Genomic DNA, 23,507 nt, shown 5'->3' on the forward strand with positions numbered 1-23,507 from the left:
CTAGTCCCACTCATTTGTGTAATGGCGCGCGCACGGTCCGTGCTGGAAGGCTTCTCCCGCAGGTCAGCTCATGATCGGAAGATCGAGAGGGAATCACATGTCGGTCGAGGCAGGGCCCGAGAGCCGCGCGCAGCAGAGTCTTGGCACCGCCGCCGCGCGGAATCTGGCGACCACCACCAAGTCCGCCCCGCAGATGCAGGAGATCACCTCCCGGTGGCTGCTGCGGATGCTGCCATGGGTCCAGGTGCAGGGCGGTACGTACCGGGTCAACCGGCGACTGAGCTACTCGGTGGGTGACGGCAAGATCACCTTTGTGCAGACCGGCGAGCGGGTCGCCGTCATCCCGGCCGAGCTGGGGGAGTTGCCCGCGCTGCGCGGGCTCACGGACGAGTCCGCGCTGACCGAGCTGGCGAACCGGTGCGAGCAGCGCGAGTTCGCCGCCGGGGAAGTCCTGGCCGCCGAGGGCGACCCGGTGGACACGGTCTACCTGCTGGCCCACGGCCGCGTGGAGCGGATCGGCACGGGGCCGTACGGGGACGAGGCGGTGCTCGGGGTCCTCGCGGACGGGGCGCACCTGGGCGAGCAGGCACTGGTCTCCGGCGAGGCCACCTGGGACGCCACGGCCCGGGCGGCGACGGCCTGTACGGTCCTCGCGCTGAGCCGGGCGGACGTGCTCAACCTGGCGGAGCGGGCGAGCTCGCTCGGCGAGCACCTCGCGGCGTACGCGCTGATCCCCGAGCAGCGCACCAACAACTACGGCGAGGCGGCGATCGACCTCGCCTCCGGCCACGTCGGCGAACCGGTCATCCCGCACACGTACGTCGACTACGAAGGCGCGCCCCGCGAATACGAACTGTCCGTGGCGCAGACCGTCCTGAAGGTCCACAGCAGGGTCGCGGACCTCTACAACCAGCCGATGAACCAGACCGAGCAGCAGTTGCGGCTCACCGTGGAGGCGCTGCGCGAGCGCCAGGAGGACGAACTCATCAACAACCGTGAGTTCGGCCTGCTCGCCAACTGCGACTACGGACAGCGGCTCCAGCCGCACGACGGCGTGCCCAGCCCCGACGACATGGACGAACTGCTCTCGCGCCGCCGCGGCAACAAGCTCTTCCTCGCCCACCCCCGCGCCATCGCCGCCTTCGGGCGCGAGTGCAACAAGCGCGGTCTGGTGCCCGAGAGCATCGATGTCAACGGCAACCGCATCCCGACCTGGCGCGGCGTGCCGATCTTCCCGTGCAACAAGATCCCGGTCAGCGACGCCCGTACGACCTCGATCATCTGCATGCGTACCGGCGAGGCCGAGCAGGGCGTCATCGGACTCCAGCAGAGCGGCATCCCCGACGAGATCGAGCCGAGCCTGTCGGTGCGGTTCATGGGCATCGACGAGCAGGCGATCATCTCGTACCTGGTCACCGCCTACTACTCGGCCGCGATCCTCGTCCCCGACGCCCTCGGCGTGCTGGAGAACGTGGAAGTGAGCCGCTGGCGCTGACCCCGGGGACCCCGCGCGGGCGGCCGGCGGCACGGGAGGTCCGCCGGCCGTCCGCCCGGAGCCCGCGCCCCGCACGCGGCGCGTGAACGCGCGCACCGGCCACCACGTATGGAACACCGCGTATGCCAGGACCGCGCATCTGACACGGCGAGAGGAATGTCGAGTTGGTCATGGGGGAAGCCGTCGAGGGGCGCGAGGCCGTGGACCTGCTGGAGCGGACCCGGGTGGCAGTCCATCCGCGGCTGCGGAACACGGTGGAGTCGCTGCCGGGCTCGATACGGCGGGTCGCGATGTACCACTTCGGTTGGGAGCACGCGGACGGCACCCCGGCCGCCGGGCAGGCGGGCAAGGCGATCCGGCCCGCGCTCGTGCTCGCGGCCGCCGGGGCCCTCGGCGGTGACCCCGACGACGCGCTGCGGGCCGCGGCCGCCGTGGAACTCGTCCACAACTTCACCCTGCTGCACGACGACGTGATCGACGAGGACGCCACCCGGCGCCACCGGCCCACCGCCTGGACCGTGTTCGGCACCCCCGACGCGATCATCGTCGGGGACGCGCTGCTCGCGCTGGCCCTGCGGCTGCTCGCCGAGGACGGCCACCCCGCGGCCCCGGCCGCCTCGGCCCGGCTCGCGGCCTGTGTGATCGAGCTCTGCGCGGGCCAGCAGGCCGACTGCGCCTTCGAGCAGCGCGGTCCCCAGGAGGTGTCCCTGGACGAGTGCCTGGACATGGCGATGGCCAAGACCGGGGCGCTGCTGGGATGCGCCTGCTCACTGGGCGCGCTGTACGCGGGGGCGGGGCCCGAGGAGGTGGCCGCGCTCGACGCGTTCGGCCGCGAGGCCGGGCTCGCCTTCCAGCTCATCGACGATCTGATCGGCATCTGGGGCGACCCCGGCCGTACCGGCAAACCGGCCGGCGCCGATCTCGCCTCGCACAAGAAGTCGCTGCCGGTGGTGGCCGCCCTGACCTCGGGCACCCCGGCGGCGGCCGAACTCGCCGAGCTGTACCGGGGCCCGATGGGGGCGGCCGCGGTGCGGCGGGCGGCGGGGGCGGTGGACCGGGCGGGCGGCCGCGACTGGGCGCAGGTCCACGCGGGCGACCGGATGGCCCGGGCGGTGGACCAGCTGTCCCGGGCGGTCCCGGACCTCGCGGCGGCGGGCGACCTGCTGGCTCTGGCGGAGTTCGTGACCCGGCGCTCGCGCTGACAGGCCCGAGGGGGGAGGGGACGAGGCGCCCCGGGCTGCCTCCGGGGCACCTCGTCCCCTGACTCGGAGAGAGGCAACTCTAGGATCGTTCCGATCAGTTGAGGATGACCGGAACGCGACAAGGGCGGCCGACATGGGTACGGGACCGGACACGCATATACGGCGGGTCGAGCGGGACGACGAGAAGGCGGTGGAGACGGCCGTGCGCCTCCTCGACGAGGCGTTCCAGGACGACCCGGTGAGCAGCTGGGTCTTCCCGGACCCGGCGCGCCGCCGCGAGGTGCACCGCCACCTCATGCGCGCCTTCCTGGAGATCTCGCTCGACGAGGGCCACGTCGACCTCGCCGGGGACGGCACGGCGACGGCCCTGTGGATCGACGTCCCGGCCGAGCCGGAGGAGGACGGCGAGGACGGCCCGGCGCAGCTGCGGGCCGCCGTCGACCCGGAGAACGAGCGCGTCGAGCAGATCGGACGCCTCACCGGGTCGGTCCATCCGCACGGCCGGGCGCACGCGTATCTGCTGCTGATCGCGGTCGCCCCGGACCGCCAGGGCCAGGGGAGCGGGGCCGCGTTGATCGCGCCCGTCCTGGAGCGGTGCGACCGGGAAGGCCTGCCCGCCTATCTGGAGGCGAGCAGCGAGCGCAGCTCGCGGCTGTACGAGCGGCTCGGCTTCGCACACCTCGGTGAGCCGCTGCGGCTGCCGGACGGCCCGCTGATGTACCCGATGTGGCGCGAGCCGGGAGCCTGAGCGCTCGGCTCCGGGCGGGTGGGGGCCGGTAGCGCAGTCCCCGCGCCCCTCAAGGGGCCACCACCCTGGCCACGATCATCTCCACCAGGCGGTCCGTCTGGTCCGGGCCGAGGACGTCCGGCAGGGTGAGGGCGTCGATCAGCAGGCCGGTCATGGCGAAGTACAGCAGCCTCACGGTGTCCGCGTCGCCCGGCAGCCCCGCGTCCAGATGGAAGCGGATGTTGGCCTCCAGGTCGGCGCGGATGGCCTCGGTGAGCGCCTCCCGCAGCTGCGGCCTGCGGGTGGCCTCCAGACGGAGCTCCAGCATCGCGAGGTAGCCGGTGCGCTCCTTGACGATCCGCCGCAGCTGCCAGTGCATCAGCGAGGCGACCAGCTCCCGTGACGGCGCGGGCCGCATCGCCTCGCTCACCTCGGCCGGATCCGGTGTCATCCGTACGTGAATGTGCCGCCCCGCCTGGGTGAACAGGTCGTCCCGGCTAGTGAAGTAGTTGGACGCGGTGCCGGGCGGCACCTTGGCCTCGGTGTCGACGGCGCGAAAGGTCAGCCCGCGCGCGCCCTCGCGCGCCAGCACCTCGATCGCCGCGTCCACGAGTGCGGTTCTGCGTTCCGGGTTCCTGACCATCCGAGTTCTCTCTCCTCTTCGTTCGAAAGCCCGCGTCCCACGAAAAGTCCATCTGCAAGGGCCTTGCGCAACCACTACGCACAAAGTACTTTATGTGCAGTGGTTGATTGCCCGACCACCTATCGAGCCGGAAGAGGCCAGTTTGCGCAAGCTTTCGTACTACATCGCTCTCTCCATCGACGGTTTCATCGCCGCCCCGGACGGGTCGTACGACTTCTATCCGCTGAGCGACGAGCTCTTCGCCTTCATGGGCTCCGACTTCCCCGAGGCCCTGCCGACCCCCGGCCGCCAGGCCCTGGGTGTCGACGGGACGCCCAACCGGCGGTACGACACGGTGCTGATGGGCCGCGGGACGTACGAGCCCGGCATCAAGGCGGGCATGACCAGCCCGTACGCCCATCTGCGCCAGATCGTCTTCTCGCGCAGCCTCGGCGAGTCCCCGGACCCGACCGTCGAGATCGTCTCCGGCGACCCGGTGGCGTTCGTCCGCGAGCTCAAGCGCGAGGAGGGCCTGGGCATCTACCTGTGCGGCGGCGCCGACCTCGCCGGGCAGCTCGTCGACGAGATCGACGAGCTCGTGATCAAGAGCTATCCGATCGTGATGGGCGCCGGAATCCCCTTGTTCCGGGCGGAGTTCGCCCCCCGCTCCTTCGTGCCGACGGACAGCCGTTCCTTCGAAAACGGTACAGTCGTCACCACTTACGCAAGGAAGCGCTAACTCCCATTTCGGTCACGCCCTGTGACGAACGGCAGGCTGCGGCGCTAATCTCCCGCCCATGACCACACAGTCCTGGGCGGGCTGGTACCGAGACCGCCATGGATCCGAAGCGCTGACGATCACCGCCGACGGGACCCAACTGCACACCCGTATCAGGGGAGTCGACTTCGCCGGGGCCGGGTTCGACTCGCTCGGCCCGGTGCCCGGCATACCGACGGAGGGCTCGTTCGCGCTCGACGGCGGCGCCCTGCGCGACTTCGTCCTGGAATGGGACATGCCGGTACCGGTCGCCTCCGCCGACGGCGCGGTCCACCACGCCACCCTGAGCTGTCTGCTCTCCCTCAAGCCGCCCGAGCCCGATCTGGGGCTTGCGCTGCACCTCGGGGGAGCGGTGTACGCGTCGGGGCGCGCCGAGGTCGACTTCGGGTCGGTCCTCGACGACATCCGCCGCCAACTCCCCAACGGGGCGCAGCTCCAGCCCTCCGTCCTCGAAAGCATCTGACCCGCGAGCGGCCGTCACGTACCGAGACCAGGTAGGTGACGGCCGCTCCTTCTTTTTCACGTGACCGTCAGAAAGCCGTCAAGAAGCGGCAGTTGAAGACAGCCCCACCACATTGTTCTACTACTGTGCGAACAATGAAGGTTTCGCTGAACCGTGTCCGGTACCGCCTGGTGGCCGTCGCCGTGCTGCCGTTCCTGCTGGCGCTCGCCGTCGACCTGCTCCTCTTCGCCGTCCTGCGCGACCGGCTGCCGACGCGCCTGGCCACCCACTTCGACGGCGGCGGCACCGCCGACGACTATGCGAGCCGGGGCGCGTACGTGACGGTGAACATCGGCCTCGCGGCGGGTCTCGCCGCCGTCTGGGCGGTCATCGCGGCCACCGCGGACCTCGCGGTGCGCGGGGTGCGCTGGGTGATCGGCGCGGGATACGCGGCCGCGGGCCTGACCGGCTATGTGATGGCGGCCGCGCTGTACGCCAACCTCGACGCCGACGACGGCAGCGAGGTCCGGCTGCCGCTGTGGCAGCTCGCGGCGGGCCTCGCGGTGGCGGCGCTGGCCGCGGGCGCCGGGGCGCTGCTGCTGCGCCTGCTCGCCCTGCCCCCGGTCGTCCCGCCCCCGGCCCCGGCGCGGTCGAGCGGCTCGACCTCGCGGAGGGCGAGGTGGCGGGCTGGGCCAGGCGCGCCCCGTCGCGGACGCTGTGCGCGGTCGGCGTGGCGCTGCTCGTCGTCGGCGGCGTGCTCACATACGTGTACGGCTGGGGGCGGGCCGCCGCGCCGCTGGCGTGCGGGCTGCTCATCCTCGGCTGCTCCTGTCCGTACGTGACGGTGGACCGGCACGGGCTGACCACCCGCCCGACGGTGCTGCCCTGGCCCCGGGTGCGGATACCGCTTGCGGACGTGGACCGGGCGGTGAGCCGGGAGGTAAAGGCGCTCTCGGAGTACGGGGGTTGGGGCTACCGGGTGCGCCCCGGGCGCTCGGGGCTGATCCTGCGCTCGGGCGAGGCGATCGTGGTGCGGCGCACCGGCGGGCGGGAGTTCGCCGTGACGGTGGCGGACTCCGCGACGGCCGCCGCCCTGCTCAACACGCTGGCCGAGCGCGCGGCGGTGCGCTGATGCTGTTCCGGGTGGACCCGGCGTCCGCGGTGGCGCTGGGCGACCAGATCGCCGCGTCGGTGCGCCGCGCCATCGCCGAGGGCACGGTGGAGCCGGGCGAGCGCCTGCCCGCCGCCCGCGTCCTGGCCGACTCGCTGGGCGTCAACGTCCACACGGTCCTGCGCGGCTACCAGCGGCTGCGCGAGGAGGGCCTGATCGAGCTGCGGCGGGGCCGGGGCGCGGTGGTGGTCGAGGCGACCTCGTCCCGCGCCCGGGCCGGGCTGCTGGTGCGGGTGCGCGAACTGGCGCAGGAGGCCCGGCGGTTGGGCCTGACCGAGGACGAGCTCGTGGACCTGGTCCGCACGGGCCTGCGGTGACGCGTCAGTACGTCTGGAGCTCCACCAGATTGCCGTCGGGGTCGTGCAGATGGGCGGCCCGCATGGTCGGCCCCCACTGCGGCCGGTCCTGCGCCGGAGCGACCACGGTGGCGCCGGCGGAGGCGCAGAGCTCGACCCCGGCGTCCAGCGCCTCGGGCCCGTCCACACGGATGACGACGGACGCGCCCACGGGCACGTTCTCCTCGCCGACGGCCGCGGCCATCGCGGCCCGCGAGAACAGCGCGAACGTCGTACGCCCCTCACAGTCGTCCCAACTCGCGTACCCCGACCCCTCGGTCCCGCGCGCCAGCGAGCATCCGCTCAGCTTGGGCAGCACGGCCGCGTAGAAGTGGAAGGTCGGCTCGTATCGCTCCACCAGGAGCCGGGTGTAAGGGGGTTCGAGAGGTGCCATGGCCCCGAATTTACCCCGTCCGGGGGACCGGGGCGGAGGCGGCCAGAGGGGGAGAGCCCCCCTCCACCCGACGGGAAAAGCCGACAGCACCCGGCTCCGCGCGGATGCCGGGTGCTGTCGTGTGCTGCTGCCGGAACGGCGAAGGAGGCGTTACGCCTTCTTCGTCTCCCAGAAGATGCGGTCGATCTCGGCGATGAGCTCGAGCGCCTTCTCGCCGGTCTTCGGGTCCGTCGACGCCTTGGCGGCCGAGAGGGCCTTCAGGGTGTCGTTGACCAGCTGGTGGAGCTGGGGGTACTTCTCGAAGTGCGGGGGCTTGAAGTAGTCGCTCCAGAGCACCGAGACGTGGTGCTTCGCGAGCTCCGCACGCTGCTCCTTGATGACCACGGCACGCGCACGGAAGTGCGGGTCCTCGTTGGCCTGGAACTTCTCCTGGACGGCCTTGACCGACTCGGCCTCGATGCGGGCCTGGGCCGGGTCGTACACGCCGCAGGGCAGGTCGCAGTGGGCGCTGACCTTCACCTTGGGGGCAAACAGGCGGGAAAGCATTGAGCTGTCCTTCCTCGTGATCGTCTTCTCAGGTGGGACATTACTCGGTGAGAGGACCGATTTCGCGAGTGCCCCCGGGGGCTTAGGACAAAAGTCCAGGGTCACTATGGGACTCGTGGCGGAACGTACCGTGGGAGTGGACCGGGTACCGGGAGGTGGGTGGCGGATGACGGATCAGGGGCGGGAGCCGAGGGTGCCGTTGGGGGTCGCGGAGGTGACCGGGACCTCCATGGTGCCGACCCTGCTCCACGGGGACCAGCTGCTGGTGCACTACGGGACCGAGCTGCGGGCGGGTGACATCGCCGTGCTGCGGCACCCGCTCCAGCAGGACCTGCTCATCGTCAAGCGGCTGATCGAGCTGCGCGAGGGCGGGTGGTGGGTGCTCGGCGACAACCCCGACGACGAGGTCGTCGACAGCCGGGCCTTCGGGACCGTGCCGTGCGAGCTGGTGCTCGGGCGGGTGCGCGGCCGCTACCGGCCGCTCACCCCCGGGCGTCAGCGCTCGGTCGGCGTGCTGCTGTCCTGGCTGGTCTCGGCGGTGCGGCCGGTGTTCGCCGACCGGTCGGTCTCCAGGCGCTTGCGCGCCCGGTAGGCGGCCACGTTCGCCCGGGTCGCGCACCGGTCCGAGCAGTAGCGCCGGGAGCGGTTGGTGGAGGTGTCGAGGTAGGCGTTGCGGCAGGGCGCTGCCTGGCACAGGCCGAGGCGGTCCACGCCGTACTCCGTCAGGTGGAAGGCCAGGCCCATCGAGGCGAGCGCCGCGTAGCCCGCCGTCGCGTTCGAGGTGTGGTCGGCCAGGTGCATGTGCCACAGCGGGCTGCCGTCCTCGTCCCGGTGGTCGTGCCCGGAGACCTGCGGGCTGACCGGGAACTCCAGGAGGAGCGAGTTGAGCAGGTCCACCGCCTGGACCTCCTCGCCCGCGTCCGCCGACTCGAAGACCGCCCGCAGCCGCGCCCGGACCGCCCGCAGCCGCGGCACGTCCGCCTCGGTCGCGCGCCGGGCCGTCGTCGACTCGGAGCCGAACAGCTCGCGGATCACCTCGACCGTCGTCAGGGAGTCCTTGTTACGGGCCGGCTCCTCGGTGTTGACCAGGCGCACGGCGTAGTCCGAGTAGTAGGCCAGTTGCATGTGTGTTCCTTACGGTGGCGCCTTGGAGCGTGGCGCGGCCAAGTAATGGATGGTTCGACACATAGGGTATTACGTTATGAGGTGGGCAGGGGCGCGGCGGGGCTGGGTACGGCGCAGGGTGGTGCACATTCAGCCGCGAGGAATGGTGCCCGTCGGGGAAACCGGGATGAGGAGGCGGGGTTCCTTCCTTCGCGGAGTGCCGCCCCAATCCGCCTGCCGAATGGCACACGTTTTTCGCCATCCCGATCTGGTTCAGGCCGATTAGCTGCCCGTTCCTCAACTCTTGCTCAGATCGGGCCGAATTCAGTTGACCGAGCGAGACGGCCCTTGGAAGTGTTACGGCTCGTATTCGAGGCATGACAAGGGGAGAGATGACCGAGATGGCGAGAATTTCCGTGAACGCCCGACGAGCGCTGACTGCGGCGGCCACTGCGGCTGTTGCGATGGGGACGGTTCTCACGAGCGTCACTCCGGCCTCTGCCGCGGTGACCAAGTTCTGTACCCAGCCGTTCGAAAAGGCCGGGTATGCGTGCTTCTACTCCTCCGACGACCGGATCGAGGTGTTCGACAACTACGCCGACGGACGTCGTTCGGTGGCTGTCTGGTACGTCTTCGACAACGCCAACGGCAACAAGATCCTGAGCCGGGGCGAGTGCCACAACGCCGAAGGCAAGGGTAAGACCGTCACCTGCCATTACGACTTCCCTGAAGGTCGGAACATTTACATCAACCTCGCAGTCGTGTCCAGAAACGGCGCCCATGGCGCGAACGAGAACCCCACCGCTGCGATTATTGGTTCCGTTTCCGGCAGGTAGAGCGAGCTGGGTCGAATAAAAGGGGTGCGCCGGGGTTTTCCCCGGCACACCCCTTTCCGTTTCAGAGGACCTTGGACAGGAACGACTTCGTCCGGTCGTGCTGCGGATTCGTCAGGACGTCCCTGGGATGTCCTGATTCCACCACCACGCCGTCGTCCATGAAGACCAGCGAGTCGCCGACCTCGCGGGCGAAGCCCATCTCGTGGGTTACCACGATCATGGTCATGCCGTCCTCGGCCAGGTCCCGCATGACGTCGAGGACCTCGCCGACCAGCTCCGGGTCGAGCGCCGATGTGGGCTCGTCGAACAGCATCAGCTTGGGTTCCATCGCCAGCGCGCGGGCGATGGCGACGCGCTGCTGCTGGCCGCCGGAGAGCTGCGCGGGGTAGTGGCCCTTGCGGTCGCCCAGGCCCACCCGGTCGAGCAGCCGCTCCGCACGCTCGCGGGCGACGGCCTTCGACTCACGCTTGACCTGGACCGGAGCTTCCATGACGTTTTCCAGCGCCGTCATGTGCGGGAAGAGGTTGAAGCGCTGGAACACCATGCCGATGTCCCGCCGCTGTGCCGCGACCTCCGCCTCCTTCAGCTCGTAGAGCCGGTCACCCTTCTGGCGGTAGCCGACCAGTTCGCCGTCGACGTACAGTCGTCCGGCGCTGATCTTCTCCAGGTGGTTGATGCACCGCAGGAAGGTCGACTTGCCCGAGCCCGAGGGGCCGATCAGGCAGAAGACTTCCCGCGGGTTCACCTCCAGGTCGATGCCCTTGAGGATGTGCGCGAGTCCGAAGGACTTGTGGACACCCTCGGCCCGGACCATGGGGCGGCCGGTGGCGCTGGGGGCGATGTCCTTGGCGAGACTGCTCATCGAGCCACCTCCGGGCGCCGGAACGAACCGAACAGGCGCAGGTTCTTCCGCAGGCGCTGCAGCGGGGTCGGCGGAAGGTTACGTGTGGAACCGCGGGCGTAGCGGCGCTCCAGGTAGTACTGGCCGACGCTGAAGATGCTGGTCAGGATCAGGTACCAGATGGATGCCACGAAATACATCTCGACCACGGCCAGTGAGGTGCTGGACACATCCTGGGAGCGCTTGATGAGTTCGTTGAACTGGACGGCGTAGGCGAGCGACGACGTCTTCAGCATGTTGATGAACTCGTTGCCGGTCGGCGGCACGATGACCCGCATGGCCTGCGGCAGGATCACCCGGCGCAGCGTCTTGCCCTGAGTCATGCCGAGGGCATGCGAGGCCTCCGTCTGGCCCTCGTCGACGGACTGGATGCCCGCCCGGACGATCTCTGACATGTACGCGGCCTCGTTCAGGCCGAGACCGAGCAGCGCGGCGAGGAACGGCGTCATCACGTCGTTCATCTCGTCCTTGTAGAACCCCAGGTTCAGGATGGGGAACACCAGGGCGATGTTGTACCAGAGGAGCAACTGCACCAGGACCGGGGTGCCGCGGAAGAACCAGACGTAGAACCAGGCCACCGTGCTGGTGACCGGGTTCGACGACATCCGCATCACCGCGAGGACCACGCCCAGGGCCAGTCCGAGCACCATGGCGAGCACGGAGATGTAGAGCGTGTGCCAGACGCCGGACAGGATCAGGTCGTCCGTGAGGTAGTCCGGGATGACGTCATAGTTGATCTTCGCATTGGAGAACGCGATTCCGACGAGCACGAGGACGGCGAGAACCGCCGCCCCGGCCACCCAGCGGCCGTAGTGGCGCACCGGGATGGCTTTGATCTGCTCCGGCGGCACGGAGGGTGCCGGAGTCTTGTCGACAGTGTCAGTCAAGGTGACTGCCCTTCAGTGTTGCGTCCGGCTCGGTCAGGAACCGCTGTTGATCTTGGCCTCGGTCACCGCGCCGTCCGTGACGTTCCACTTCTCCAGGATCTTCTGGTACTCGCCGCTCTTGATGATCGCGTTCAAGGCCGCCTGGAGGGCTTCCTGCAGCTGGGTGTTGCCCTTGCTGACGCCGATGCCGTACGGGCCTGCCTCGATCTGCTCGCCCGCGACCTCGAAGTCCTTGCCGTCGCCCGAGGTCTTCGCGTTGTACGCGGCGACCGGGAAGTCGTTGAGGTCGGCGACGGACGCGCCCTGCTTCAGGCGGAGCAGCGCCTCCGGGTCGGTGTCGAAGGTCTGGAGCGTGATGGCCTGCTTGCCGTCCTTCTCACACTTGGCACTCTGGGTCTTGGCGATGCCCTCGGACGTGGTGCCCTTCTGCAACGCCACGACCTTGCCGCAGAGGTCGTCCAGGGTCTTGATGGCCTTGGGGTTGCCCTTCTGGACCAGGATCGAGGTGCCGGCGGTGAAGTAGTCGACGAAGTCGAGGCCGTTGCCGACCTTCTTCTTGGTGTCGGTGTCGATGCCTTGCTGACGGTCCTTGGTGTCGCTCATCGCCGACATGACCACGTTGAAGCGCTTGGACTGCAGGCCCACGATGAGCTGGTCGAACTTGCCGTTCTGGAAGTCGAACCGCACGCCGAGCTGCTTGCCGAGGGCAGCCGCGATGTCGGGGTCGATGCCCGCGGCCTTGCCGTCCTTCATGAACTCGACCGGCGGGTAGGCGATGTCCGAGCCGACCTTGATCACACCCGCCTTGCGAATGTCCTCCGGGAGCTTGGCGGCCAGCGGTGCCGACGACGAGGTGTCCTCCGAGGTGCTGCTGCCCTTGTCTGTCTGGTCTCCGCAGCTCGTGAGCAGCAGGGCACCGGCGACCGCGATCGCGCCGACCGCGGCAATCCGGGACGAGGCGGCGGTCGTACGACGGGTGGTGCTTGCGGTCATGGTCGGGTTCCTCCGGCGGGTGATGGAGTGGCCAGTGAGTGAACAGTGGGCCGTGGTGCTCATCCTTGGGCGACACGACCGTGTTGTGTCGGCATCTTGCCATTCGGACCTGCGGATTCAGGGGGGCGCGCATGTCAAAATCGGATAACGGGTCACCCCCCAACCCCAACGGGCCGGTACATCAAGGCCGGACCATGTGCGGGTTTCACCTTTACCGGCCGGAAAATCTGCGGTTCATCTCGCGTTGTGGACACGTTTCATGCCGCATAGCTCACTTGTCCCGACATGCCGCTATGAGTCGTGTCACCACGGCGTTCCGCAGTCGAAATGGACTACTCGGCGCCCCCCTCCGTCCGGTAAGAAGGATCCTTACACCCCTCATCCGGGGCTCAGGGCGCGTTGTGCGGCGTGCCCGCGCGTACGTACCTCCTCCTCGCGGGGCGGGCCAACCGCTCCTCGCGGGGAACGTGCGTGGTGCCCACCCACCCCTCCTCAACAAGGAGTGGCCACCCTCAACTGATGAAGACTTAAGGGGTCAAATCAAAATGGCAGCGGAGATCGTCAATCCTCGCAGCGACAGCAGTACCGACCAGGGCTCCGCGGAGGAGCCCTTCGATCCGGCCTTCGCCCTGCACCGGGGCGGCAAGATGGCCGTGCAGGCCACCGTGCCCATCCGGGACCGGGACGACCTGTCCCTGGCCTACACGCCGGGTGTGGCGAAGGTGTGCACCGCGATCGCGGAGAACCCCGACCTGGTCCACGACTACACCTGGAAGTCCCAGGTCGTCGCCGTGGTCACGGACGGTACGGCCGTGCTCGGACTGGGTGACATCGGCCCCGAGGCGTCCCTCCCCGTGATGGAGGGCAAGGCCATCCTCTTCAAGCAGTTCGGCGGGGTCGACGCGGTGCCCATCGCGCTCGCGACCACCGACACGGACGAGATCATCGAGACCGTGGTGCGCCTGGCGCCGTCCTTCGGCGGAGTGAACCTGGAGGACATCTCCGCGCCGCGCTGCTTCGAGATCGAGCGGCGCCTGCAGGAGGCCCTGGACATTCCGGTCTTCCACGACGACCAGCACGGCACCGCCGTGGTCACCCTCGCGGCGCTGCGCAACGCGGCGAAGCTCACCGGGCGCACGCTCGGCGAGCTGCGCGGTGTGATCTCCGGCGCCGGCGCGGCCGGTGTGGCCATCGCCAAGTTCCTCCTGGAGGCGGGCCTGGGCGATGTGGCGGTCGCCGACCGCAAGGGCATCGTCAGCCGGGACCGCCAGGACCTGACCGACGTCAAGCGCGAGCTCGCGGAGATCACCAACAAGGCGGGCCTGTCCGGCTCCCTGGAGACCGCCCTGGCCGGCGCGGACGTCTTCATCGGCGTCTCCGGCGGGACGGTCCCCGAGCCCGCGGTGGCCTCGATGGCGCCCGGCGCGTTCGTGTTCGCCATGGCCAACCCGAACCCGGAGGTCCACCCGGACATCGCGCACAAGTACGCGTCGGTGGTCGCCACGGGCCGTTCGGACTACCCGAACCAGATCAACAACGTGCTGGCGTTCCCGGGCATCTTCGCGGGCGCCCTCCAGGTCCGGGCCTCCCGGATCACCGAGGGCATGAAGATCGCGGCGGCCAACGCGCTGGCCGACGTCGTCGGCGACCAGCTGGCCGCGGACTACGTGATCCCGTCGCCGTTCGACGAGCGGGTGGCCCCGGCCGTCACGGCGGCGGTCGCCGCCGCGGCGCGGGCGGAGGGCGTGGCCCGGCGCTGACGGGTCCGCGGCCGCGGGCAGTCCTGGGCGGGCGCAGCGGCACCCCGGTTCCGCTGGGTTGCGGCTTCGCCCACGCCCCGGTTCGGCGGCTGCGACTGCGCCTGCGGACCGTGCGTGGCTGGTCGCGCAGTTCCCCGCGCCCCTATGGGGTACGGCGGACCGTGAACCGCACCCGCGTCCCCTTGCGGGGCGCGGGTGCGGCGCGTCACACGCGGTAGTGGTTCCGGCCGGGGTGCGGGCGCCCCTATCGTCAAGGCCATGTTCGCCGCCTATGCCGCACGCATCGACCGTGACCAGCCGCTCTCCGGTCTGGAGTTGGGGGAGCGGCCCGCCCCCGAGGTACGTCCGGGCTGGTCCCTCATCGACGTCCGGGCGGCCTCGCTCAACCACCACGACCTGTGGTCGCTGCGCGGGGTCGGCCTGGGCGAGGACAAGCTGCCGATGATCCTGGGCTGCGACGCGGCCGGGATCGACCAGGACGGCAACGAGGTCGTCCTGCACTCCGTGATCGGCCAGACGGGCCACGGGGTGGGCCCGGGCGAGGGCCGCTCCATCCTCACCGAGAAGTACCAGGGCACCTTCGCCGAGCAGGTCGCCGTGCCGACCTGGAACGTGCTGCCCAAGCCCAAGGAGCTCAGCTTCGCGGAGGCCGCCTGTCTGCCGACCGCCTGGCTCACGGCGTACCGGATGCTCTTCACCAACGCGGGCGTACGGCCCGGCGACTCCGTGCTCGTGCAGGGCGCGGGCGGCGGGGTCGCGACCGCCGCGATCGTGCTGGGCAAGGCCGCCGGGCTGCGGGTCTTCGCTACCAGCCGCGACGAGGCCAAGCGGAAGCGGGCGGTCGAGCTGGGCGCCCTGGAGGCGTACGAGCCGGGCGCGCGGCTGCCGCAGCGGGTCGACGCGGTGATCGAGACCGTCGGCGCGGCCACCTGGTCGCACTCGGTCAAGTCGCTCAAGCCGGGCGGCACGCTGGTCATCTCCGGCGCCACCAGCGGCGACCGGCCCGCGCACGCCGAGCTCACCCGGATCTTCTTCCTGGAGCTGAAGGTGGTCGGCTCGACCATGGGCACCAAGGAGGAGCTGGAGGACCTGCTCGCGTTCTGCGCGGCGACGGGGGTACGGCCGGTCATCGACGAGATCCTGCCGCTCGACCGGGCGCGCGAGGGCTTCGAGAAGATCGAGTCCGGGGACGTCTTCGGGAAGATCGTGCTGACGACCTCTTGATGGTTCGTCAGAAACCCTGATCTGATCTCCGGCACGGTCATCCGACGACGTGCCGGAGGTGTCCCTTGCGTACGAACAAGTTCCTTGCCGCAGTGGGTTGTTGCGCGGTGCTCGCGGTCGGGGCGGGGGTGCCCGCCGCCCATGCCCGGGAGGCGGGCGCCATCCCCCGGCTCACCGACGAGCGGGGGCGCGAGCTCACGCTCCGGGGCTGGAACGTGGAGGACAAGGCGCACCGGGGCGACCAGGCGCTCTCCGCGATCACCGAGCGGACCTTCCGCGACCTGCGGGCGCACGGCTTCGGCTTCGCCCGGCTGCTGGTCTTCTGGGACGACCTGGAGCCGGTGCGGGGGCAGTACAGCGAGGCGTACCTCCAGAAGATCCGACGGGTCCTGGACTGGGCGCACCGGTACGACGTCCAGGTGGTGATCGACGCCCACCAGGACGTCTTCGGCCCGGCGTTCGGCCATCGGGGCATACCCGGGTGGGCGACGCGGACGGACGGGCTGCCGTTCACCCCGCACCCGGACGACTGGTTCTCCGAGTACTACGAGCCCGCCGTGCAGCGGGCGTTCACGCATCTGTACGGGGACGAGGACCTGCGGAAGGCGCAGGCCGCGATGTGGCAGGTGCTGGCGCGGCGGTTCGCGCACCACCCGGCGGTCCTCGGCTACGACCTGATCAACGAGCCGATGGGCGAGTTCCGCGAGGGGGAGGACCCGGCGACGGCGGCGCGCCGGATCGAGGCCGAGCAGCTCACGCCGATGTACAACCGCCTGGCCCGGGCGGTGCGTTCGGCGGACCGGCGGCACTGGGTCTTCGTGGAGCCCACCCCGGCGGTGGGGGAGGGCGTGCCGACGGGCCTGGGGAAGATCAAGGACCCCAAGGCGGTGTACGCGCCGCACTTCTACAACACCGCGATGGAGGCGGGCGCGGACTACGACCCGTCGGCGGGCTGGATCGCGTCGTACGAGTCCGCGGTGACGGCCTATCCGAAGAAGTACGGGATGCCGGTGGTGGTGGGCGAGTGGGGACCGCTCAACAGCGAACTCCCGCACATGGCCCGCTTCTACACCGACGCGCTCGCCTCGCTGGCGCGCTACACCTCCGGCTGGGCGGGCTATGTCTGGTGCTACGGAGGCGGCTACTGCGCCGCCGACGCGCAGGGAGCGCTGCGCGGCAACAAGGCGCTGACCGCCACGCCGTACGCGCGGGCGGTGGCGGGGCGGGTGCGGTCGCAGGCGTACGACCCGTCGACGCGGACGTATCGGATCGTGTACGTGGCGGGGCGCGGCACCACGGAGCTGTCGGTGCCGTCGGCGGCTCGGAGGTGGCGGGTCCGGGTCGAGGGGCCGGGGTCGGTCCGGGGGCTCTCGGTGCGGGCGGTGGCGGGGGCGACGGTGACCGTGACGGTGGCGCCCCGCGCCTGACACCCTTCCATCAATCGCGGTGTACGAGGATGAAGTCCCCGTACGGATGCGAGCCCGGGTGGCCGTCGGTCTCGGCGAGCGCGCGGCGCAGGGTGTGCAGATGCGCGGCGGTGAGCTGGAGCGGCGGCTCGTCCGGCTGGTAGGTGGTGCCCCGGGGGTAGTCCTCGTCCGGGGTGGTGGTCATCTCGATGTGGCAGCCGAGGACGTGGGCGACGGGGCGGGTGGCGCAGAAGCCGATCAGCCGGTCGGCGGTTTCGGCGTACGCGGTGGCGTCGTCGACGTACAGCCGTCCCGGGTAGAGCGAGTCGCCGGTCAGCAGGGTCGCGGTGTGCCGGTCGTAGAAGACGACGGCGGCGGGGTGGTGGCCGGGGCCGGGGATCAGGTCGAGGACGCGCCCGCCGAGGTCGAGCTCGACGCTCTTGTGCGGCCAGTCCTCGAACCCGAAGTGCCGGACCACGTCGTCGAGTCCGGGCGGGACGACGGTGGTGTCCGGGCGGTCCGCGAACTGTCCGTCGGCGGCGATGTGGTCGCCGTGGCCGTGGGTGTGGGCGACGAGCAGTCCGTATTGCGGGCGAGGGTTGCGGGCCAGCCAGTCGTCGACCAGGGCGTCGACGGTCGCGCGGAGCGGGAAGTGGGCGGGGTCGGGGCTGGCGCCGGTGTCCAGGAGGAGGGCGCGCTCATTCCCGAAGAGGAGGAAGAGGAAGGGGGCCTCGAAGTGGACGGACTTGTTCTGGCGGAGGAGGACGGTGTGGGGGGTGGCGTGGTGGATCTGGATCTCGGGGGCGGGGTCGTGTTTGGGGGAGGGGTGGCCCGCGTGCCAATGGGTGGGCAGGGTGGGGGTGTCGGGGGCGCCGAGGAAGTCGATCACGGGTTCAGTTTGCCCCTCCCCGCCCGTTCCCTTAACCCTCCGGGGGTGGGTGGTGGGTGGAGGCTCGCTTCCCGGGGGCTTTGCCCCCGGACCCCTTGTTGCGGGGCCTGCGGCCCCTGCACCCCGCTGTGTTCGTCTGCGGACCGTGGAGGGCTGGTCGCGCAGTTCCCCGCGCCCCTTAGATGCGCCCCTTCGGGGCGCTCCTGTAGGGGCGCGGGGAACTGCGCGAGCAACCGGCCGCCGGCCCGCAGACGAACACCGGGCCCCGTCAGGCACCCCGCAGGATCGACCCGATATGCGCCGCCGCCGTCGACAAGTGGCGGCGCGTTTCCGTGAGTTGGGACTCCGTCACGCCGTGGTCGCGGGCCGCGTCGCGGATGTCGTCGCGGAAGCGGTCCAGGAGGCGGTCCAGGTCGCGGGCCGGGTTGCCGGTGGCCGGGTCGTCGGCCCAGGCGGGCGGCGCGGGCTCCTTCGCCGCGGGGCGGGTGAAGCGGCCGAGCTCCTTCGTGATCTCGGCCAGACCCTCCCGTACGCCCGTGGGCCAGTCGCCCCGCGCGAAGTGGTCCTGCACCTGCTCCGCCACCCGCTGCATCTGCTCGCGCGCGCTGTCCTGGGCCTCCTTCGCCTGGCGGCGCGCCTGCTGGGCGTCCTCGCGGGCCCGGCGCGACTCGTCCTTCGCCCGGCGCGCCTGCTCCTTCCACTCCTGCTTGGCGCGCTTGAACTCCTCCTTGGCCTGCTGCCAGGTCTCGCCCTCACCGGAGTTGCCGGCCCGTGCCTCGCGCGCCTGGCGGCGCATGTCGTCGCGCAGGTCGCCCGCCGCGCCCCGGACATCCGCGCGGATCTCCGCCGCGAGCTCCGAGACCGACTCGCGGATCTCCAGCTCCAGGTCGGCCAGCTCGCCGCTGCGGCCCGCGAGTTCGGCGCGGCCCGCGTCGGTGATCGAGTACACCTTGCGGCCGCCCTCGGTGGTGTGGGTGACCAGACCCTCCGCCTCCAGCTTGGCGAGCCGCGGGTAGACCGTGCCGGCGCTCGGCGCGTACAGCCCCTGGAAGCGCTCCTCCAGGAGGCGGATCACCTCGTACCCGTGGCGCGGGGCCTCGTCGAGCAGCTTGAGGAGGTAGAGCCGCAGACGGCCGTGGGCGAAGACGGGGGGCATGTCAGAGCACCTTCTCGGTCGAGGGGGCGGCCGGCTCCGCCGGGTCGTGCGGCTCGGGGCGGCGCAGCAGCGCGAGCGAACCCGAGACCGTGGTCGCCCGCAGCGTGCCCCGGCCCGCCCCCAGCGTCCCGGTGATCCGCTTCGCTCCCCACTGCCCGCTGACCCGCAGGTCGTCGAAGGCGTTGGAGACCGCGCCGCTGGTGGTGTTCGCCTCCACCCTGGCGTCCGCCGCCGGGTGCTCCAGGCGGATCGCGATCTCGCCGGAGACCGTGGTCAGCTGGACGTCGGCGGGCTTCCCGGACGGGTCGAGGTCGAGCACCATGTCGCCGCTGACCGACTCCGCCCGTACGGACGTGGCCGCGCCCTCGATCACCGTGAGGTCGCCGGAGACCGACTGGAAGCGGAGGTCGCCGGTGACGGCCTGGGCCTCCACGTTCCCGGAGACGGTCTCCGCGCGGACCGAGCCGGACAGGCCGACGAGCGTGGTGTCGCCGGTGACGCCGCGTACGTCCGTACGCCCCCGGATCCCGGAGACCACGGCGGTCGCGCCGACCACGCCGACCTCGACGCCGCACGCGGAGGGCACGGTGAGCGAGACGACCGCGCTGCGCCGCCAGCCCTTGCGGTCGAACCACTTGAGGAAGCCCTTCCAGGGCAGGTCCTCGTAGGCGACAGTGAGCGTCCCGCCCCGCTGGGTGACGATCAGCGGCGGTCCGTCGAGCGCGGACACCTCCAGGCGCGCGGAACCTTCCTCGGTCCCCACGACGTTCACCGTTCCGTTGACGATCCGCACGTTGAGCGCGGTCACCGGAGCGTCGAAGGTGAGTGTGCGCGGCTCCTCGACGGTCCACGTCGACTCGGCCATGGCTCTGCCCTCCCTGGGCGGGTCATACGCAACATATCGCGTCTACTTGATAGACACGATATATCGCGGATGGGGGAAGTCAAGGAGGCGTCCGGGAATGGAGGCTGGTGGGTGGAAACGGGTGAATTGCCCTAGCGTATGGATCATGTCCAGCGTCTCGGGCGCCGCCCCCGCATCCGCCCCCGGAGCCCTGCTGCTGTGCCGCGCCGAGCCCGCGGCCGTCCGGCCCGCCGCGCACCTGCTGCGCGAGCGGATGCTGCTCGCCCCGGCCGGGGACGGCTGGAGCGTGCTCGTCCCGGCGACCAAGCCGTGGCGGAACGGCGTCGACCCGGTCGACCAGGTGCTCGCCGGGTGGGCGGCCGCACTGGCCGTCGGCGCGAGCTGGCCCGTCGTGGCGCTCTGGTGGGACGAGGGGCGGGCCGGGTACACGCTGGCGTCCGGGTTCCGCCGCACGGTCGGCTATGTGTGGCTGGCCGACGGGACGGCGGCGGGGGAGGACGAGGCGATGCGTACGTTCGCGGCGCGGCTGGGGCTCGATCCCGTGCTCGACCTGGAGGAGCTCGACCGGCTCACCCGGCCCGATCCGGCGGCCGACGCGCGGGCCCGGCTGCTCGGCCTCACCGCCGTGCTCGCCCGGGCGGGCGTCGCGCTGCCGGCCGGACTGTCGCCCGGTGAGCCCGCGGACCGGCTGCTGACGGTCGCGGCGGCGACGGGGGCGGAACCGGTGGAGTGGTCGGGCTGGCGGGACGCCGTCCGCGCGGAGCTCGACGTGGTGGAGGGCGGAGTGCTGGGGCCGTGGCTGATGGGGCCCCGGGCGCGGGTGCTCGGGGCCGCCCAGGTGGCGGCGGGGGTGCCGCTGGTGGGGTGGGGGCTGGCCCGGCGCAGCGGCGGCTGGACGGTCGCCGGGGTCGTCCTGCTCGCCCATGGGGCGCTGGGGCTGACGTACGACCGGGTGCGCGGGCGGGAGTGAGCGGGTTCGGTTGCCCCTGTTCCGCCCCGCGGAACGCCTGCCGCAACGGATGACGGATGGGGAACGGTCGCCTCAGGCGTACCGACCCGTCCCCCTCGTCCGGCCGGACCTACTCGTCCTCGTCCTCGTCGTCCAGGCGGGCCAGCCACGTGGCCAGGCGTTCCACCGGGACCTCGAAGTCGGGGTTCAGGTCGACGAACGTACGCAGCTGGTCGGCAAGCCACTCGAAGGTGACCTCCTCCTCGCCGCGCCGCTTCGCCAGCTCCTCGATGCCGCGGTCGGTGAAGTACACAACGTGCTCCTGGGGTGCTCCGGATGTTCCCCTCCAGGGTATCCGGCGCGGTGAAGGGGTCCCGTGCAACCGTTCGGCAGATTACCCTCGTCATCTCAAGTCAGGGGAATATGCGACTGGTTGAGGGGGCGGCCATGGCGCAGGTGCGGGAGATCGAGTTGCCGGGCGGGGCCGTGGTGCTCGCCCGGGTGTCCACCGCCGGGGGGTACGCGGCGGACGACGACGACGTCGGGGTGATCGAGAAGGCGGTCGCCAAGGTGGAGCGGCTCGGTGAGCTCATCGAGGGCGTCGGGCGTTCCGTGCTCGACGCGGCCGCCGCCGTGCGGCCCGACGAGGCGAGCATCAGCTTCGGCATCGAGCTGTCCGCCAACGCCGGGGCGGCCGTCGCGATCCTCGCGGACGGGGAGGCCAAGGCGTCCCTCCAGGTCACGCTGACCTGGCGGTCGGCGGACCAGGCTGCGCCCCCGCTGCCGAACCCGCCCCTCACGGCCCCGGCCCCCGGCGGCTCGCCCGATGCCTGAGTACGCCCCCGACCCCTTCATCGACGATCTGGCGCGCTCGGCCACTGTCCACCTGCTCCCGGACGGTGGCGGCACGATGTGGGGCAGCGGATTCTTCGTCGCCCCCGGCTGGGTGCTGACCTGCGCGCACGTCCTGCGGCCGCATCTGGCCCGGGACCGGGAGAAGGTCTTCCACGTCGGCAGCGACCGGCTCGGCGACCCGCTGCCCGCACGGCTCGCGGCCTGGCTGGTCGACGACGACCTGCGCGACGACATCCCCGTCGAACAGGACCTGGCGCTCGTCCGGCTCCTCGACGACGACGTGGAGCACGAGTGCGTCTGGCTCAGCGACTGCGCCGAGCCGCCCGCCGCGAGCGGCGCCGTCGTCTACGGGTTCAAGCCCGAGGGGCGCCCGGAGCGCTGGCACAGCTCCATCGACATCCGTACGTACGACGGGAGTTACGGGCTCCGGTTCAGCGAGGTCGAGTTCCCCAAAGGGGTCTCCGGCGGGCCGGTGCTCGATCCGCAGACCGGCGCCGTGGTCGCCGTGATGAAGTCCCGCCGGATCGAGCGCGACGGCGGCCGGGCCATCGCCCTCCCGGCGCTGCGCCGCTTCGGCGACCTCTACCGGACCGTGCTCGCCGAGCACGACCGGTGGCACGGCGGCGAGCCCAGACTCAGCGGCTACAACACCTGGGTCGACCGGCAGCAGAACTTACCCGCGGCCGGGCTGCACCACACGCCCGAGCAGTGGAGCCCGTACGACCGGCGCACCGCCCTGCACCTGCTCGCCTCCGTGCCCGGGCCCGGCGGGGTGCCGCCGGTCGCCAAGCTGGCGCGCAAGGCACGCGGCGGGATCGCGCCGCCGGGCAGCCTGCCCGACCCGCGCACCTGGCGCGACGGCCACGGACTGCTCTACGAGGCGCACCGCCCGATGCACGCCATCGCCTTCCTGCACTACCTCAAGCTCGTCGTCGAGTACGAGCGCGGGCGCGGCGGCGACCCGGCGCGGCTGGACGCCTGGGTGAGCGAGCGGCTGCGCGGGGTCCCGCCCGTGATGCACACCGTGGTCACCGAGGCCCGGCTGCCCGAGGGGCTGCTGCCGCTGCTCGGGCCCGGCGCGCCCGAGGAGATCCTGACCGTACTGCCCTACCCCACCGTCGAGCGCGGCGGCGCCGTCGTCACCGTAGAGCTGGAGCCGCTCTCCGACGCGCCCGACCGGTTCTACTGGCGCATCCGGGTGCACGACGGCGACCGGGAGGGCTCCAGACCCGTGGCCGAGGAGTGCAGCGGCGAGGGGGTGGCCCCCGGCGAGCTGATCCGGCGGCTGCGCCGGCACCTGATCACCGCGTTCCAGAGCGTCGACACCGACGACTGCCCCGCACCCCTCGAAGTCGCCCTGCCCGCCGACCACTTCGACACCGCCGTGCACCGCTGGCAGCTCACCGAGATCGGGCGCCTGTACCGGCCGCCCTACCTCGGGGTGCAGCGCCGGGTGGTGCTGCGCGACCTCGACCGGCGCGGCGAGGCGGACCCCGAGTGGCGCGAGCGCTGGGACGGGCTGATGGCCGCCGAGGAGCTGGCCGCGGTGCCCGCACCGCTCCCGGGGAAGGCACCGAGGCTGCGCCACTTCGCCGAGCTGGAGCCGGGCGCGGTGCCGGTGCTGTGCCGGCCCGCCGGGCGCGGGGTGGGCGGCGCCGCCATGCGGGCGGCCCTGGAGGCCGGGCACGGCGTGGCGCTCTGGCACACCGACAGCCACCCCGAACAGGGCTGCCACGACCGCTGCGTGGCCCTGCGCGCGGGGGCGGCCGATCTGCTCGGGCAGGCGAAGGACCCCACTGAACTCCCGGACCGGCTGCGCCGTATCAGGGAGGAGATCAGCGATTCCAAGGATGCCCAGCACTGGGCGGAGGGTGTGGCGATGCTCTACGACGACCCGGGACGGCCGCTGCCGGACTACGAGCGGGTGGACGCTCCGTGACCCTGTCCTCGGCCCCGCCCCGCGCGGGCAC

The 23,507-nt window shown here is 71.3% G+C and carries 27 protein-coding genes; 16 read left to right on the top strand and 11 right to left on the bottom strand.

What is annotated here, in order from left to right; all coding sequences use genetic code 11:
- Positions 1–97 precede the first annotated feature (97 nt).
- From BX283_RS26685 to BX283_RS26695, 3 genes are all read left to right on the top strand, one after another.
- The gene (locus BX283_RS26685) at positions 98–1,495 is read left to right on the top strand and encodes a family 2B encapsulin nanocompartment shell protein (RefSeq protein WP_101390045.1); all 1,398 of its coding nucleotides are present in this window, start codon (positions 98–100) and stop codon (positions 1,493–1,495) included.
- A 170-nt stretch (positions 1,496–1,665) separates the two neighbouring features.
- Positions 1,666–2,697 (top strand): family 2 encapsulin nanocompartment cargo protein polyprenyl transferase, encoded by a 1,032-nt coding sequence (locus tag BX283_RS26690; RefSeq protein WP_101390046.1) that lies wholly within the window; start codon positions 1,666–1,668, stop codon positions 2,695–2,697.
- Positions 2,698–2,830: 133 nt separating this feature from the next.
- Complete coding sequence (locus tag BX283_RS26695; protein WP_101390047.1) at positions 2,831–3,445, top strand: GNAT family N-acetyltransferase; 615 nt, start codon at positions 2,831–2,833, stop codon at positions 3,443–3,445.
- Positions 3,446–3,494: 49 nt separating this feature from the next.
- Here BX283_RS26695 and BX283_RS26700 read toward each other — a convergent pair whose 3' ends face one another.
- On the bottom strand, positions 3,495–4,067 hold the full coding sequence (locus tag BX283_RS26700) for a TetR/AcrR family transcriptional regulator (protein WP_101390048.1): 573 nt from the start codon (positions 4,065–4,067) through the stop codon (positions 3,495–3,497).
- Between the two features lie 142 nt (positions 4,068–4,209).
- Between BX283_RS26700 and BX283_RS26705 the strand changes: the two genes are divergently transcribed.
- The 5 genes from BX283_RS26705 to BX283_RS26720 all read left to right on the top strand — a co-directional run bounded on the left by BX283_RS26705 (position 4,210) and on the right by BX283_RS26720 (position 6,754).
- Positions 4,210–4,785 carry a dihydrofolate reductase family protein gene (locus BX283_RS26705; protein ID WP_101390049.1) on the top strand — a complete coding sequence of 192 codons (576 nt, stop codon included), beginning with the start codon at positions 4,210–4,212 and terminating at the stop codon, positions 4,783–4,785.
- Between the two features lie 58 nt (positions 4,786–4,843).
- A complete protein-coding gene (locus BX283_RS26710) occupies positions 4,844–5,287 on the top strand; it encodes a DUF6304 family protein (RefSeq protein ID WP_101390050.1) in 444 nt (147 codons plus the stop codon).
- Between the two features lie 134 nt (positions 5,288–5,421).
- A complete protein-coding gene (locus tag BX283_RS26715; protein ID WP_257583882.1) occupies positions 5,422–6,108 on the top strand; it encodes a DUF1648 domain-containing protein in 687 nt (228 codons plus the stop codon).
- Positions 6,105–6,398: a hypothetical protein gene (locus tag BX283_RS41720; RefSeq protein ID WP_257583883.1), complete on the top strand. Its 294-nt coding sequence runs from the start codon at positions 6,105–6,107 to the stop codon at positions 6,396–6,398. The genes BX283_RS26715 and BX283_RS41720 overlap by 4 nt, the downstream gene beginning before the upstream one ends.
- Positions 6,398–6,754 (top strand): GntR family transcriptional regulator, encoded by a 357-nt coding sequence (locus BX283_RS26720; protein WP_101390051.1) that lies wholly within the window; start codon positions 6,398–6,400, stop codon positions 6,752–6,754. Before BX283_RS41720 ends, BX283_RS26720 begins: the two co-directional genes overlap by 1 nt.
- 4 nt (positions 6,755–6,758) lie before the next feature.
- Here the strand turns inward: BX283_RS26720 and BX283_RS26725 are convergent, their stop codons facing one another.
- The gene (locus tag BX283_RS26725; RefSeq protein ID WP_101390052.1) at positions 6,759–7,166 is read right to left on the bottom strand and encodes a VOC family protein; all 408 of its coding nucleotides are present in this window, start codon (positions 7,164–7,166) and stop codon (positions 6,759–6,761) included.
- 150 nt (positions 7,167–7,316) lie between these two features.
- The gene (gene sodN, locus BX283_RS26730; protein ID WP_067163856.1) at positions 7,317–7,712 is read right to left on the bottom strand and encodes a superoxide dismutase, Ni; all 396 of its coding nucleotides are present in this window, start codon (positions 7,710–7,712) and stop codon (positions 7,317–7,319) included.
- A gap of 166 nt (positions 7,713–7,878) precedes the next feature.
- Between sodN and sodX the strand changes: the two genes are divergently transcribed.
- The gene (gene sodX, locus BX283_RS26735) at positions 7,879–8,304 is read left to right on the top strand and encodes a nickel-type superoxide dismutase maturation protease (RefSeq protein ID WP_101390053.1); all 426 of its coding nucleotides are present in this window, start codon (positions 7,879–7,881) and stop codon (positions 8,302–8,304) included.
- On the opposite strand, the gene BX283_RS26740 is transcribed toward sodX, so the two are convergent.
- Complete coding sequence (locus BX283_RS26740) at positions 8,208–8,837, bottom strand: ABATE domain-containing protein (RefSeq protein ID WP_101390054.1); 630 nt, start codon at positions 8,835–8,837, stop codon at positions 8,208–8,210. The genes sodX and BX283_RS26740 overlap by 97 nt on opposite strands.
- 371 nt (positions 8,838–9,208) lie before the next feature.
- Here BX283_RS26740 and BX283_RS26745 point away from each other — a divergent pair, with 371 nt between their 5' ends.
- Positions 9,209–9,652, top strand: coding sequence for a hypothetical protein (locus BX283_RS26745; RefSeq protein WP_143676456.1), 444 nt, complete (start codon positions 9,209–9,211; stop codon positions 9,650–9,652).
- 61 nt (positions 9,653–9,713) lie between these two features.
- Here BX283_RS26745 and BX283_RS26750 read toward each other — a convergent pair whose 3' ends face one another.
- The 3 genes from BX283_RS26750 to BX283_RS26760 are packed head-to-tail and all read right to left on the bottom strand — an operon-like array spanning position 9,714 to position 12,433.
- Complete coding sequence (locus BX283_RS26750) at positions 9,714–10,514, bottom strand: amino acid ABC transporter ATP-binding protein (protein WP_101390056.1); 801 nt, start codon at positions 10,512–10,514, stop codon at positions 9,714–9,716.
- Positions 10,511–11,440 carry an amino acid ABC transporter permease gene (locus BX283_RS26755; RefSeq protein WP_101390057.1) on the bottom strand — a complete coding sequence of 310 codons (930 nt, stop codon included), beginning with the start codon at positions 11,438–11,440 and terminating at the stop codon, positions 10,511–10,513. The genes BX283_RS26750 and BX283_RS26755 overlap by 4 nt, the downstream gene beginning before the upstream one ends.
- Positions 11,441–11,473: 33 nt before the next feature.
- Positions 11,474–12,433, bottom strand: a complete 960-nt coding sequence (locus BX283_RS26760) for an ABC transporter substrate-binding protein (RefSeq protein WP_101390058.1) — start codon at positions 12,431–12,433, stop codon at positions 11,474–11,476.
- Positions 12,434–12,978: 545 nt separating this feature from the next.
- Between BX283_RS26760 and BX283_RS26765 the strand changes: the two genes are divergently transcribed.
- From BX283_RS26765 to BX283_RS26775, 3 genes are all read left to right on the top strand, one after another.
- On the top strand, positions 12,979–14,193 hold the full coding sequence (locus BX283_RS26765) for an NADP-dependent malic enzyme (RefSeq protein WP_101390059.1): 1,215 nt from the start codon (positions 12,979–12,981) through the stop codon (positions 14,191–14,193).
- A gap of 258 nt (positions 14,194–14,451) precedes the next feature.
- A complete protein-coding gene (locus BX283_RS26770) occupies positions 14,452–15,417 on the top strand; it encodes a zinc-binding dehydrogenase (protein WP_101390060.1) in 966 nt (321 codons plus the stop codon).
- Between the two features lie 65 nt (positions 15,418–15,482).
- Entirely contained in the window at positions 15,483–16,844 is a 1,362-nt protein-coding gene (locus BX283_RS26775) for a cellulase family glycosylhydrolase (protein WP_257583884.1), read from the top strand.
- A 10-nt stretch (positions 16,845–16,854) separates the two neighbouring features.
- Here the strand turns inward: BX283_RS26775 and BX283_RS26780 are convergent, their stop codons facing one another.
- The 3 genes from BX283_RS26780 to BX283_RS26790 form a co-directional block, all read right to left on the bottom strand.
- The gene (locus BX283_RS26780; RefSeq protein ID WP_101390062.1) at positions 16,855–17,712 is read right to left on the bottom strand and encodes an MBL fold metallo-hydrolase; all 858 of its coding nucleotides are present in this window, start codon (positions 17,710–17,712) and stop codon (positions 16,855–16,857) included.
- 268 nt (positions 17,713–17,980) lie between these two features.
- The gene (locus tag BX283_RS26785) at positions 17,981–18,868 is read right to left on the bottom strand and encodes a PadR family transcriptional regulator (protein ID WP_101390063.1); all 888 of its coding nucleotides are present in this window, start codon (positions 18,866–18,868) and stop codon (positions 17,981–17,983) included.
- Position 18,869: 1 nt separating this feature from the next.
- Positions 18,870–19,733 (bottom strand): DUF4097 family beta strand repeat-containing protein, encoded by an 864-nt coding sequence (locus BX283_RS26790; RefSeq protein WP_101390064.1) that lies wholly within the window; start codon positions 19,731–19,733, stop codon positions 18,870–18,872.
- 145 nt (positions 19,734–19,878) lie between these two features.
- Here BX283_RS26790 and BX283_RS26795 point away from each other — a divergent pair, with 145 nt between their 5' ends.
- Positions 19,879–20,703 carry a hypothetical protein gene (locus BX283_RS26795; RefSeq protein ID WP_101390065.1) on the top strand — a complete coding sequence of 275 codons (825 nt, stop codon included), beginning with the start codon at positions 19,879–19,881 and terminating at the stop codon, positions 20,701–20,703.
- A gap of 109 nt (positions 20,704–20,812) precedes the next feature.
- On the opposite strand, the gene BX283_RS26800 is transcribed toward BX283_RS26795, so the two are convergent.
- Positions 20,813–20,995, bottom strand: coding sequence for a DUF6104 family protein (locus BX283_RS26800; protein WP_101390066.1), 183 nt, complete (start codon positions 20,993–20,995; stop codon positions 20,813–20,815).
- A gap of 134 nt (positions 20,996–21,129) precedes the next feature.
- On the opposite strand from BX283_RS26800, the gene BX283_RS26805 reads away from it, so the two are divergent.
- Positions 21,130–21,516, top strand: coding sequence for a CU044_2847 family protein (locus BX283_RS26805; RefSeq protein WP_101390067.1), 387 nt, complete (start codon positions 21,130–21,132; stop codon positions 21,514–21,516).
- Positions 21,509–23,476, top strand: a complete 1,968-nt coding sequence (locus BX283_RS26810; RefSeq protein WP_101390068.1) for a trypsin-like peptidase domain-containing protein — start codon at positions 21,509–21,511, stop codon at positions 23,474–23,476. Before BX283_RS26805 ends, BX283_RS26810 begins: the two co-directional genes overlap by 8 nt.
- Positions 23,477–23,507: the final 31 nt, after the last annotated feature.

Origin of the sequence: Streptomyces sp. TLI_146, assembly GCF_002846415.1 — a bacterium.
Classification (GTDB): Bacteria; Actinomycetota; Actinomycetes; order Streptomycetales; family Streptomycetaceae; genus Streptomyces.

Bases quoted from the DNA above. Each gene is read 5' to 3' on its own strand.
- BX283_RS26810 (WP_101390068.1), top strand. From the start codon at position 21,509: ATGCCTGAGTACGCCCCCGACCCCTTCATCGACGATCTGGCGCGCTCG.
- BX283_RS26725 (WP_101390052.1), bottom strand. From the start codon at position 7,166: ATGGCACCTCTCGAACCCCCTTACACCCGGCTCCTGGTGGAGCGATAC.
- BX283_RS26785 (WP_101390063.1), bottom strand. From the start codon at position 18,868: ATGCCCCCCGTCTTCGCCCACGGCCGTCTGCGGCTCTACCTCCTCAAG.
- BX283_RS26765 (WP_101390059.1), top strand. From the start codon at position 12,979: ATGGCAGCGGAGATCGTCAATCCTCGCAGCGACAGCAGTACCGACCAG.
- BX283_RS26715 (WP_257583882.1), top strand. From the start codon at position 5,422: ATGAAGGTTTCGCTGAACCGTGTCCGGTACCGCCTGGTGGCCGTCGCC.
- BX283_RS26695 (WP_101390047.1), top strand. From the start codon at position 2,831: ATGGGTACGGGACCGGACACGCATATACGGCGGGTCGAGCGGGACGAC.
- BX283_RS26770 (WP_101390060.1), top strand. From the start codon at position 14,452: ATGTTCGCCGCCTATGCCGCACGCATCGACCGTGACCAGCCGCTCTCC.
- BX283_RS26720 (WP_101390051.1), top strand. From the start codon at position 6,398: ATGCTGTTCCGGGTGGACCCGGCGTCCGCGGTGGCGCTGGGCGACCAG.
- BX283_RS26700 (WP_101390048.1), bottom strand. From the start codon at position 4,067: ATGGTCAGGAACCCGGAACGCAGAACCGCACTCGTGGACGCGGCGATC.
- sodX (WP_101390053.1), top strand. From the start codon at position 7,879: ATGACGGATCAGGGGCGGGAGCCGAGGGTGCCGTTGGGGGTCGCGGAG.
- BX283_RS26745 (WP_143676456.1), top strand. From the start codon at position 9,209: ATGACCGAGATGGCGAGAATTTCCGTGAACGCCCGACGAGCGCTGACT.
- BX283_RS26685 (WP_101390045.1), top strand. From the start codon at position 98: ATGTCGGTCGAGGCAGGGCCCGAGAGCCGCGCGCAGCAGAGTCTTGGC.
- BX283_RS26795 (WP_101390065.1), top strand. From the start codon at position 19,879: ATGTCCAGCGTCTCGGGCGCCGCCCCCGCATCCGCCCCCGGAGCCCTG.
- BX283_RS26710 (WP_101390050.1), top strand. From the start codon at position 4,844: ATGACCACACAGTCCTGGGCGGGCTGGTACCGAGACCGCCATGGATCC.
- BX283_RS26805 (WP_101390067.1), top strand. From the start codon at position 21,130: ATGGCGCAGGTGCGGGAGATCGAGTTGCCGGGCGGGGCCGTGGTGCTC.
- BX283_RS26690 (WP_101390046.1), top strand. From the start codon at position 1,666: ATGGGGGAAGCCGTCGAGGGGCGCGAGGCCGTGGACCTGCTGGAGCGG.
- BX283_RS26760 (WP_101390058.1), bottom strand. From the start codon at position 12,433: ATGACCGCAAGCACCACCCGTCGTACGACCGCCGCCTCGTCCCGGATT.
- BX283_RS26750 (WP_101390056.1), bottom strand. From the start codon at position 10,514: ATGAGCAGTCTCGCCAAGGACATCGCCCCCAGCGCCACCGGCCGCCCC.
- BX283_RS26740 (WP_101390054.1), bottom strand. From the start codon at position 8,837: ATGCAACTGGCCTACTACTCGGACTACGCCGTGCGCCTGGTCAACACC.
- sodN (WP_067163856.1), bottom strand. From the start codon at position 7,712: ATGCTTTCCCGCCTGTTTGCCCCCAAGGTGAAGGTCAGCGCCCACTGC.
- BX283_RS26790 (WP_101390064.1), bottom strand. From the start codon at position 19,733: ATGGCCGAGTCGACGTGGACCGTCGAGGAGCCGCGCACACTCACCTTC.